The 9,982-nt window shown below is 68.6% G+C and carries 10 protein-coding genes; 4 read left to right on the forward strand and 6 right to left on the reverse strand.

Annotated features, from left to right (window positions below; translation table 11 throughout):
• Nucleotides 1-21 precede the first annotated feature (21 nt).
• On the reverse strand, nt 22-1,338 hold the full coding sequence (gene serS / locus GRX31_RS15060) for a serine--tRNA ligase (RefSeq protein ID WP_016450096.1): 1,317 nt from the start codon (nt 1,336-1,338) through the stop codon (nt 22-24).
• Nucleotides 1,339-1,475: 137 nt separating this feature from the next.
• Here serS and GRX31_RS15065 point away from each other — a divergent pair, with 137 nt between their 5' ends.
• Nucleotides 1,476-2,174, forward strand: coding sequence for a CBS domain-containing protein (locus GRX31_RS15065; RefSeq protein ID WP_017406743.1), 699 nt, complete (start codon nt 1,476-1,478; stop codon nt 2,172-2,174).
• A 76-nt stretch (nt 2,175-2,250) separates the two neighbouring features.
• Here GRX31_RS15065 and ispH read toward each other — a convergent pair whose 3' ends face one another.
• The gene (ispH, locus tag GRX31_RS15070) at nt 2,251-3,249 is read right to left on the reverse strand and encodes a 4-hydroxy-3-methylbut-2-enyl diphosphate reductase (RefSeq protein ID WP_016454293.1); all 999 of its coding nucleotides are present in this window, start codon (nt 3,247-3,249) and stop codon (nt 2,251-2,253) included.
• 1 nt (nt 3,250) lies between these two features.
• The gene (locus GRX31_RS15075; RefSeq protein ID WP_016450099.1) at nt 3,251-3,721 is read right to left on the reverse strand and encodes an FKBP-type peptidyl-prolyl cis-trans isomerase; all 471 of its coding nucleotides are present in this window, start codon (nt 3,719-3,721) and stop codon (nt 3,251-3,253) included.
• A gap of 97 nt (nt 3,722-3,818) precedes the next feature.
• On the opposite strand from GRX31_RS15075, the gene radC reads away from it, so the two are divergent.
• Both radC and GRX31_RS15085 read left to right on the forward strand, forming a co-directional pair.
• Nucleotides 3,819-4,499: a RadC family protein gene (radC, locus tag GRX31_RS15080; protein WP_160853355.1), complete on the forward strand. Its 681-nt coding sequence runs from the start codon at nt 3,819-3,821 to the stop codon at nt 4,497-4,499.
• Between the two features lie 62 nt (nt 4,500-4,561).
• A complete protein-coding gene (locus GRX31_RS15085; RefSeq protein ID WP_013803859.1) occupies nt 4,562-5,221 on the forward strand; it encodes a Smr/MutS family protein in 660 nt (219 codons plus the stop codon).
• Nucleotides 5,222-5,251: 30 nt separating this feature from the next.
• Here the strand turns inward: GRX31_RS15085 and GRX31_RS15090 are convergent, their stop codons facing one another.
• Nucleotides 5,252-6,535: an MFS transporter gene (locus GRX31_RS15090; protein WP_017406746.1), complete on the reverse strand. Its 1,284-nt coding sequence runs from the start codon at nt 6,533-6,535 to the stop codon at nt 5,252-5,254.
• Nucleotides 6,536-6,570: 35 nt separating this feature from the next.
• On the reverse strand, nt 6,571-7,077 hold the full coding sequence (locus GRX31_RS15095; RefSeq protein ID WP_160853357.1) for a MarR family winged helix-turn-helix transcriptional regulator: 507 nt from the start codon (nt 7,075-7,077) through the stop codon (nt 6,571-6,573).
• Nucleotides 7,078-7,182: 105 nt separating this feature from the next.
• On the opposite strand from GRX31_RS15095, the gene GRX31_RS15100 reads away from it, so the two are divergent.
• Nucleotides 7,183-7,791, forward strand: coding sequence for a PaaI family thioesterase (locus tag GRX31_RS15100; protein WP_160853359.1), 609 nt, complete (start codon nt 7,183-7,185; stop codon nt 7,789-7,791).
• A gap of 72 nt (nt 7,792-7,863) precedes the next feature.
• On the opposite strand, the gene GRX31_RS15105 is transcribed toward GRX31_RS15100, so the two are convergent.
• Entirely contained in the window at nt 7,864-9,942 is a 2,079-nt protein-coding gene (locus GRX31_RS15105) for a bifunctional 2',3'-cyclic-nucleotide 2'-phosphodiesterase/3'-nucleotidase (protein ID WP_160853361.1), read from the reverse strand.
• Nucleotides 9,943-9,982: the final 40 nt, after the last annotated feature.

Genomic DNA, 9,982 nt, shown 5'->3' on the forward strand with positions numbered 1-9,982 from the left:
CTGAAATTATAGCCTAAAAATTCAGGCCTTCAGCAAAGTCTGTCCGCCCATGTACGGGCGCAGCGCTTCGGGAATGGTCACGGAACCGTCGGCGTTCTGGTAGTTCTCCAGCACCGCCACCAGCGTGCGGCCCACGGCCAGGCCGGAACCGTTGAGGGTGTGCACCAGCTCGTTCTTGCCCTGGGCATTCTTGAAGCGCGCCTGCAGGCGGCGCGCCTGGAAGGCCTCGCAGTTGGAGACCGAGCTGATCTCGCGGTAAGTGTTCTGCGCAGGCAGCCAGACTTCCAGGTCATAGGTCTTGGCCGAGCCAAAGCCCATGTCGCCCGTGCACAGGCTCATCACGCGGTAGGGCAGGCCCAGCTTCTGCAGCACGGCCTCGGCGTGGCCGGTCATCTCTTCCAGCGCCTCGTAGCTCTTTTCCGGATGCACGATCTGCACCATCTCGACCTTGTCGAACTGGTGCTGGCGGATCATGCCGCGCGTGTCGCGGCCGTAGCTGCCGGCCTCCGAGCGGAAGCAGGGGCTGTGGGCCGTGAGCTTGATGGGCAGCTGGTCCTCGGCCACGACCACGTCGCGCACGAAGTTGGTCAGCGGCACCTCGGCCGTGGGAATCAGGTAGAGCGCCGCATTGTCGGGCACGGGCTCGCCGTCCTGGCCGCCCTTCTTGGCGGCGAACAGGTCGCCCTCGAACTTGGGCAACTGGCCCGTGCCCTTGAGCGAGTCGGCATTGACGGCGTAGGGCACATAGCACTCGGTGTAGCCATGCGAGTCGGTCTGCAGGTCGATCATGAACTGCGCCAGGGCGCGGTGCAGGCGGGCGATGGGGCCCTTCATCACGGTGAAGCGCGAGCCCGACAGCTTGACGCCCATGTCGAAATCCAGGCCCAGCGGCTGGCCCACGTCCACATGGTCCTTGACCTCGAAATCAAAGGTCTTGGGCGTGCCCCAGCGGCGCGCCTCCACATTGCCGCTTTCGTCCGCACCGACGGGCACGCTTTCGTGCGGCAGGTTGGGCACGGCCAGCAGCATGGCGTGCAGCTCGCCCTGGATCTGCTCCAGGCGCGTGGCCGACTGGTCCAGCTCGGTCTTGAGGCTGCCGACTTCGGCCTTGGCGGCCTCGGCAGCGTCCTTCTCGCCCTTGCCCATCAGCATGCCGATCTGCTTGGACAGCTGGTTGCGCTTGGACTGCAGCTCCTCGGTCCGTGTCTGCAGGGACTTGCGCTCTGCTTCCAGGGACTGGAAGGCCTCCACGTTCAGGAAGGCCTGGGGCTTTTTGCGGGTCTCCAGCCGTGCGACGGCCGAGTCAAGGTCTTTGCGAAGAAGAAGGATATCGAGCATAGCCGGCAATTTTAGGCGGTATCGCCATGGCAGCGCCCGCCCCTGGGCGTTGGGGGTCTTGCCGCTACAGAAATCCCGCGCCGGCGCCGATACTTCCAATATGCCGCCCACAGCGGTTTGCGCACCCGGGAGCACCCATGTTTTTTGTCTTCGGTCCCAACGGACAGATGTTTCGCGGTCCCGCCGAGCGGCTGGGCCAGGTGGCGCCCGTGCGCCGCGTACAACGCCCGCAGGCCCTGCGCACGCGCTCGGCCGATGTGATGGCCGACGATGCAGCCGCCTCGTTCCCTGCCATCCTGGCCGACCTCGCGGGCCAGCCTGCCGGCGCGCCGGAGCCCGCCCCGCGCAGCCGCGGCGCGGTCGATGCCTACCTTTCCACGGAAAAAGGCCCCAGCCAGCCACGCCAGCCCCTGCAGACCGTGGCCGACGTGATGAGCCACGAGGCCGTGACGGTGTCGCCCGAGGCCGGTGTCAACGACGCCTGGCGCGTGCTGGCCGAGCACGGCGTGGCCCAGGCCCCCGTGCTGGATGCCGGTGGCCGCGTGGTCGGCCTGCTGCTGCGTGCCGACATGGCGCCGCTGGACCTGCTGCCCGAGCCCGGTGCGATCAAGGACGCCATTGCCCTGGCGCGCCGGCCCGTGAACGAGGTCATGATCTCCCCCATACCCACGGTGGCCACCACCACCGACCTGCGCCGCGTGGCCGGCGTGCTGCTGGAGACCGGCCTGCCGGGCCTGCCCGTGACCGATGAGCAGGGCCTGCTGGCCGGCTTCATCAGCCGCACCGACATCCTGCGCGCCGTGGCCTCCGATCCGCCGCTGGATCTGTGGAGCTGAGGCTTTCGACCCCACCATGCAAAACGGGCGCCAGGCGCCCGTTTGCTTTTTGGCCAATGTCCGCTGCGCCTGCGGTTCAGCCGCCCGTCTCGGGCTGCTTGCCCACGGAGATCTCCAGGCCCGTGGCCGCGTCGATCTTCAGGCCCTTGGGCAGCGGGAACTTCACGGTCTCCTCGATGCCATCCATCTTGCGCACCGACAGCGCGCCCAGCTGGCGCAGGCGCTGGATGACCTCGTCCACCAGCACCTCGGGGGCGGAGGCGCCGGCCGTCAGGCCCACGCGCCCGGCATTGGCAAACCATTCCTCGCACAGCTCGCCCGCGTTGTCCACCATGTAGGCGGGCGTTCCCAGGCGCGCGGCCAGCTCGCGCAGGCGGTTGCTGTTGGAACTGGTGGGGCTGCCCACGACGATGAGCACATCCACCTGCGGCGCCAGCACCTTGACGGCGTCCTGGCGGTTTTGCGTGGCGTAGCAGATGTCCTGCTGCTTGGGCTCGCGCACCTGCGGAAAGCGCGCGCGGATGGCCGCCGTGATGCCGGCGGCATCGTCCACCGACAGCGTGGTCTGCGTGACCACGGCCAGCTTCTCGGTCTGGCGGGGGGTGACACGTGCCACATCGGCCTCGTCCTCGACCAGGTGGATGCCCTCGGACAGCTGGCCCATGGTGCCCTCGACCTCTGGATGCCCCTTGTGGCCGATCATCAGGAACTCGTAGCCTTCCTTGGCCAGCTTGGCCACTTCCACATGCACCTTGGTCACCAGCGGGCAGGTGGCGTCGAAGATGGAGAAACCGCGCCGCCGCGCCTCTTCCTGCACCGCCCGGCTCACGCCGTGGGCGCTGAACACCAGGGTGGCGCCGGGCGGCACGTCGTCCAGCTCCTCGATGAAGATCGCTCCCTTGGCCTTGAGATCGTTGACCACGAAGGTGTTGTGCACGATCTCGTGGCGCACGTAGATGGGCGCGCCGAACTTGGCCAGCGCACGCTCCACGATCTCGATGGCGCGGTCCACGCCGGCACAGAAGCCCCGGGGCTCGGCCAGCAGGATTTCCTGGGGCGAGGTCGTATCCGGCACCTCAGAGCACCCCGATGATCTGCACTTCGAAGGTCACCGGCTGGCCGGCCAGCGGGTGGTTGAAGTCGAACAGCACGGCGCCGTCCTCGCGCACCTGCACCACGGCGCCCGCGTAGCTGCCCAGGCCGTCGGGCGTGGGGAACTGCACCACGTCGCCGGGCGCGTACTGCTCGTGCGGGTCGCCCAGCTCGTTCATCAGCTTGCGCGCCACCCACTGCATCATGTCGCCGTTGCGCTCGCCGAAGGCTTCGCCGGCCGGCATCTCGAACGTGGTGCGCGTGCCTTCGGCCAGGCCCAGCAGGCGCTGCTCGACGGCGGGCGACAGCTCGCCCGCGCCCAGGGACAGCGTGGCGGGCTTGTCGTTGAAGGTGTTGATCACATCGCCTGCAGGCCCGGACAGGCGGTAGTGCAGCGTGAGGAACGAGCCGGCCTGGACCGTGGGGTGGGCCGGGGAAGAAGCGCTAGAGGTCATGGAAGTCCCGATAAACTGGCCCGTATTGTAGAAAAACATCCATGTCCCCACGCCCCGTGCAACGGTGCCCCTGCGGCGCCCCTCACCTGGCTGAACCATGGCTCTCAAAGACCTGCCCGCCCAGGCCCAGCCGCGCGAAAGGCTCGCGGCACACGGCCCCTCGGCGCTTTCCGACATCGAACTGCTGGCCATCGTGCTGCGCACCGGCATGGCCGGCAAGGGCGTGCTGCAGCTGGCCCAGGAACTGCTGCAGCTGCCCGGCCGGCCCGGCCTGTCCGGACTGCTGCAGGCCGGGCACGCCGACCTGAAGGCCATCAAGGGGCTGGGGCCTTCCAAGAGCGCACAACTCCTGGCCGTGCTCGAACTGGCGCGCCGCGCCACGGCCGAGCAACTGCGCGAGCGCCCTGCCCTGGCCTCGCCCGAGGCCGTGGCGCGCTACCTGCAGCTGCACCTGGCGGCACGCCAGCACGAGGTGTTCGCCGTGCTGTTCCTGGACAGCCAGCACCGGCTGATCGCGCTGGAGGAGATGTTCCGCGGCACGCTCACGCGCACCAGCGTCTATCCCCGGGAAGTGGTGCTGCGCGCCCTGCACCACCACGCGGGTGCCGTCATCCTGGCCCACAACCACCCCAGCGGCCATGTCCAGGCCAGCGCTGCGGACAGGGCCGTCACGCAGAGCCTGCAGGCTGCCCTGGGCCTGATGGACATCCAGGTGCTGGACCATGTGATCGTCGCGCCGGGCGCCGCGCTGTCCATGGCGGGCCAGGGGATGCTGTAGGACCCCGGCTGGGCCCGCCATGGCCGCCGGGGTGCCGAAATTGCGGTACAACCGGCGTCACCATGACTTTGAAAGCCACCAGCCTGCAGGACCTCGCGCCAGTGCGCCGCGCACTGGCCGAAGCCGCCGCCCAAGAGGCCCTGCTCCAGCAGCAGCGCGCCGAGGCGGCGCGCCGCCTCCTGGCCGAGCAAAAGCTGTTCGAAAACACCGTGGGCCCGGTGCATGCGCTCAAGTCCGCGCACGCCCGCCACCTCCATGCCCCCGAGCCCCCCGAGCCGCTGCCCCTGCAGCTGGAGCTGGACGAGCAGCGCGTGCTGCAGGAGGCCATGAGCGACGAGTTCGACGTCAGCACCCTGCTGGACACCGACGACCAGCTCAGCTTCCGGCGCCCCGGCATCGGCCTGGACGTGACGCACAAGCTGCGCGCCGGGCAGTGGAGCATCCAGCGCCAGCTGGACCTGCACGGCCTGCGCGTGGACGAGGCGCGCGAGGCGCTGGGCCAGTTCATCCGCCTGTCGCACCGCACCGGCATACGCTGCGTGCGCGTGGTGCACGGCAAGGGCCTGGGCTCGCCGGGCAAGACCCCCGTGCTCAAGGGCCGCGTGCTGCGCTGGCTGGTGCAGAAAAAGGAAGTGCTGGCCTTTGTGCAGGCCCGCCCGGCCGAAGGTGGCGCGGGCGCCCTGGTCGTCCTGCTGCAGCCGGGCAAGCGCCAGCTGTACTGAAGGCGTGGATGGCGTGAACGGTGATGGGGTTCAGGCCGCGGCCACCGCCGCCGCCTTGCGCGCCCGCCCTATCACCAGCGCCATCACCGCCGCCACCAGGCAGGCCAGGCCGGCCGCATACAGCGCGGGCGTATAGGTCAGCAGCAACGTGCGCGTCAGGCCAGCGCCCCAGGCAGCGGCGGCCGCGCCCAGCTGGTGGGCCGCGAAGATCCAGCCGAACACCAGCCCCACCTTCTGCGGCCCGAAATGCTGGGCCGTGAGCTTGACCGTGGGCGGCACCGTGGCGATCCAGTCCAGCCCGTAGAACATGGCGAACAGGCCCAGGCCGTAGAAGGTGAACTCCGAATGCGGCAGCCAGAACAGCGACAGGCCGCGCAGCCCGTAGTACCAGAACAGCAGCTTGCGGTTGTCGTAGCGGTCCGACAGCCAGCCCGACAGCACGGTGCCCACGAAGTCGAAGGCCCCCATCATGGCCAGCACCGACGCGGCGGGCACCGCGCCCATGCCGTTGTCGCCGCACAGCGAGATGAAGTGCGTCTGCACCAGGCCGTTGGTGGACAGGCCGCAGATGAAGAAGGTGCCCGCCAGCAGCCAGAAGGTGCGGTTGCGCGCGGCCTCGGCCAGCACCTTGAAGGGCGTGCCGAAGTTCATGGCCATGGCCGGTGGCGGCGGGGCCGAGGCATCGCCGCCAAAGGGCGCCAGGCCCAGGTCCGAAGGCCGGTCCCGCACGAACAGCAGGGCCAGCACGGCGATCAGGGCGCTGGCCACGAACACCGGCACCGTGGCCGAGCGCCAGCCCCAGTGCTCGATCATCCAGGCGGCCAGCGGCAGGAAGGCCAGCTGCCCCGTGGCCGCACTGGCCGTGAGCACGCCGATGACCAGGCCGCGCCGCGCCGCAAACCAGCGGTTGGCCACCACGGCGCCCAGCACCAGCGCCGTCAGGCCCGTGCCCATGCCCAGCAGCAGGCTCCACAGCAAAAACAGATGCCACAGCTGCGTGGCCTGCGTCACCATCGCCATGGCGCCGCCCACCAGGGCCAGGCCCATGCACATCACGGCACGCAGGCCGAAGCGCTCCATCATCACGGCCGCAAACGGCCCCAGCAGGCCGAACAGCGCAAAGCGCAGCGCCAGGCTGCTCGATATCTGCTCCGTACTCCAGCCGAACTCGCGCGACAGCGGCTGCAGCATGGCGCCCGGCAGGCCCAGCGCGGCCGACATGGTCAGCATGGTGAGGAAAGTGATGGCCGCGACCAGCCAGCCGTAGTGGATGCCGCGCCGCTGCAGCCAGCGCGCCGTGGAGTTGGAGAGCATGGGAGTCTCTTCGGGGGTTGGGAATTCGGTAGGGCCTACGCCTGCGGGCCGTCTGCAGCGTTGCCATCGCCAGCGCCACCACCAGCGCCATCGCCATTGCCGCCATCGAGCAGCACCAGGCATTCGTCGATCAGCGCATGCAGGGCCGCCACGCGCTCCAGGCCCACGCGGGCGTTGAGCTCGTTCTGTGCGGTCTTCCAGCTTTGCTTGGCCTCTTCACGCTTGGCCTGGCCCGCGTCGGTGATGTGCACCAGGCGGCTGCGCTGGTCCTCGCCCTGGCCCATGCGCACCCAGCCGGCGTCGATCAGCGGCTTGAGGTTGCGCGTCAGCGTCGAGGCGTCCATGCGCATGCGCCGCGCCAGGTCCGAGGGCCGCACCGCACCGGCGGCCAGCACATGGCTGAGCAGCGAGTACTGCGTGATGCGCAGCCCCGTCTCGTTCAGATGGGCGTCATACACCTGGCCCACGCTGCGCATGAGCTGGCGCACGCGGTGGTTGGTGCAGCCCTGGGGCACGGCGAGGATGTCTGGATTCACTGGCATGGCGCAGATTATTGCATATACAACTATTGTAGATACAATAATATCCACACCGCCATCCCAGACAGCCTGGCGCCCGCATTTTTCCCAATGAAAGAGAGACATTCCATGGACACCCGCACCCACTCCCCGGAGCAGGCCGCCCACAGCGCCACCTCCAGCCCCACCTCCGGCGCCATCTCCCCTGCCCTGCAAGCCTGGCTGGACGAGGAACAGGCGGTCACCCTCCGGCTGGACGCCGGCCCCGGCGCAGGCGTGTCGCGCCCCGACCAGGTCGCAGGCCGCAGCGGGCTGGAGCTGATGCAAGCCATGCTGCGCGGCGAACTGCCCTACCCGCCCATTGCACGCACGCTGGACTTCATGCTGATTTCCGTGGGCGAAGGCAGCGCCGTCTTCCAGGGCCGCCCCGGCGCCAACCACCTCAACCCCATGGGCACGGTGCACGGCGGCTGGTTCGCCACCTTGCTGGACTCGGCGCTGGGCTGCGCCGTCCACACCTGCATGCCGCCGGGCCGGGGCTACACCACGGCCGAGCTGGGGGTGAACCTGGTCAAGGCCCTGACCCCGCGCGTGCCGCGCGTGCGCGCCGAAGGCCGCGTGCTGCACTGCGGCCGCCAACTGGCCACGGCCGAGGCGCGCCTGGTCGGCCCCGATGGCACGCTCTACGCCCACGCCACCACCACCTGCCTGGTGTTCGAGATGCCGCCTGCGCGCTGAAGCCCGTCCGGCACAAGCAAAAAAGCCCCGTGCCAGATGCACGGGGCTTTTTTGTTGCTTGCCTGCCGGAACTTACTTCGACAGATCCAGGCGGTACTTGGACGTGCCCTTGCCCGAGCCGTCATCGGCCGCCACCAGCGAGATGTTGGCCAGGCCCGCCGCCTGCGCCACCGGCAGCGCGTTGGCGCCGGAGCTGAACACCACGTTGGCCGAGGTGGCCACCTTGGTGAAGCGCCAGCTCTTGGCCGCGCCATTGGCGGCGCGCGTGATGCTGCCCTTCTTGCGCACGTAGCCGATCACCACGTCGCGGTTGGCGTCCGGCGAGGCCCAGATGGCGCTGGAGCCGTCGAGCTTGGCGATGAAGCTCTTGCCGCTGGTGGCGCGGTAGTTGTTCGTGGCGATCACGAACTCCTGCGCGGGGTCGATGGCCTTGCCCAGGTACTGCAGGTTCTTGATGCGGCTGCCCACGGGCTGGGTCACGTCGATCTCGTACTGCACATCGGCCGTGGTGAACATGTCGAAGTTGTAGCCCGGGAAGGTGCTGATCAGCTGCTGCTCACCCGTCTTGGCCGGATCGATCTGGTTGAAGCGCTTGGCAGCGGCCTCCAGCCAGTCCTTGATGTCGGCGCCATTCACCTTCACCGCATACACGGTGTTGGGGTACAGGTACAGGTCGGCCGCGTTGTAGATGGCCAGCGGGCCCACGGCCACGTCGGTGTAGTCGGCGCCGCCCTGGAAGCCCGACTTGAACGGCGCGCTCACCGACAGCACGGGCAGCTGCGCGTACTGCGGCAGGCTGGCCTTCACATAGTCGGCCACATAGTCGCGCTGCGCCTGGTTGACGATCTGGATGGCGCCCGGGTCGCCCACATCGGCGAACAGCGTGCTCATGCGGAAGTCCGTGCTGCCGATGGGCGTCTTCACGTACTGGATGGCGGCCTGGTGCTGGCTCTCGATCAGCGGCGCCACCGTCGGGTCCACGGCCACGTAGGTGGCCTTGCCTGCGGCGTCCTTGCCGGTCTGGATATTGCGCAGCTCGCTCTTGCCCGCGCTCTTGTCCACGCTCCACTGCTTGCCGTCCCACTTGAGCGCCAGCTGGATCACGCCCAGCGCCTTGCCCCAGGAACTGGCCATCACCGACTGCACGCCGTTGATGGTGCCCGCCTTGTTGTCCACGCCCGCCTGCGTGAACGCCGGCGTGGCCGCCGTATCGGGGAACACGCCGTGCTGGTGGCCCATGACCATGGCGTCGATGCCGGCCACCTTGCTCAGGTGCAGGCCGGGGTTCTCCATCGTCGGCGAGTAGGCCCCGCCGTCCAGGCCGCCGTGCAGCATGGCCACCACCACGTCGGCGCCCTTGGCGCGCATCTCGGGCAGGTACTTCTGGGCGGACTCCACGGCGCCTTCGGTGTAGAGCTTGCCCTCCAGATAGCGCTTGTCCCAGTTCATGATGCCCGGCGTGGTGAAGCCGATCACGCCGATCTTGATGGGCAGCTCCACCGCCTTGCCATCCTTGTCCTTGGCCGCGATCTTGCGCTCCAGAATCACGTAGGGCTGCACCAGCGGCTGCTTGGTCTTGCTGCTGTAGACATTCGACAGCGCCACCGGAAAGCCATTGCCCGCGCACTTGACCGACTTGTCCACGCCGTCCACGTCCAGGCCGCCGCCCAGCACCTGGTTCAGGAAGGGCAGGCCGTAGTTGAACTCATGGTTGCCCAGCGTGCCCGCATCGAAGCCCAGCGCACCCATGGCCTTGTACATGGACAGCTGCTGCGTGCAGGGGATCTTGGCCACCTCGGCCTCGTAGTCGGCCAGGGCCGTGCCCTGGATGGTGTCGCCGTTGTCCACCAGCAGCGTATTGGCAAACTCCTTGCGCGCCGCACGCACCAGAGTGGCCGTGCGCTCGAAGCCGTAGGAGGCATCCTCGGCCAGCTTGAAATAGTCATAGCTGCGCACATTGAAGTGCAGATCCGTGGTCTCCAGCACGGCCAGCGTGGCCGTCGCGGACTGGCTGGCCACCGGGGGCGTCGTGCTGTCGTTGCTGTCGCTGCCACCGCAGGCGGCCACCAGCGCGGCGCTGGCCAGGACGCTCAGCGCCAGGCGGCGGGACAGGAGCAGGGATTGCAATGTGGGGAGGTTGCTCAGTGGCATGTGGTTTTTGTGGGGGTGGTGAAGGGGGGGAGTTTGTTGG

It is taken from the genome of Delftia sp. CH05, from assembly GCF_009827015.1.
Lineage (GTDB): Bacteria > Pseudomonadota > Gammaproteobacteria > Burkholderiales > Burkholderiaceae_C > Comamonas > Comamonas tsuruhatensis.

What these genes read in the sequence shown, in the direction of transcription:
- serS (WP_016450096.1), bottom strand. Translation starts at nt 1,338, where the DNA reads ATGCTCGATATCCTTCTTCTTCGCAAAGACCTTGACTCGGCCGTCGCA.
- GRX31_RS15065 (WP_017406743.1), top strand. Translation starts at nt 1,476, where the DNA reads ATGTTTTTTGTCTTCGGTCCCAACGGACAGATGTTTCGCGGTCCCGCC.
- GRX31_RS15075 (WP_016450099.1), bottom strand. Translation starts at nt 3,721, where the DNA reads ATGACCTCTAGCGCTTCTTCCCCGGCCCACCCCACGGTCCAGGCCGGC.
- radC (WP_160853355.1), top strand. Translation starts at nt 3,819, where the DNA reads ATGGCTCTCAAAGACCTGCCCGCCCAGGCCCAGCCGCGCGAAAGGCTC.
- GRX31_RS15085 (WP_013803859.1), top strand. Translation starts at nt 4,562, where the DNA reads ATGACTTTGAAAGCCACCAGCCTGCAGGACCTCGCGCCAGTGCGCCGC.
- GRX31_RS15090 (WP_017406746.1), bottom strand. Translation starts at nt 6,535, where the DNA reads ATGCTCTCCAACTCCACGGCGCGCTGGCTGCAGCGGCGCGGCATCCAC.
- GRX31_RS15095 (WP_160853357.1), bottom strand. Translation starts at nt 7,077, where the DNA reads ATGCCAGTGAATCCAGACATCCTCGCCGTGCCCCAGGGCTGCACCAAC.
- GRX31_RS15100 (WP_160853359.1), top strand. Translation starts at nt 7,183, where the DNA reads ATGGACACCCGCACCCACTCCCCGGAGCAGGCCGCCCACAGCGCCACC.
- GRX31_RS15105 (WP_160853361.1), bottom strand. Translation starts at nt 9,942, where the DNA reads ATGCCACTGAGCAACCTCCCCACATTGCAATCCCTGCTCCTGTCCCGC.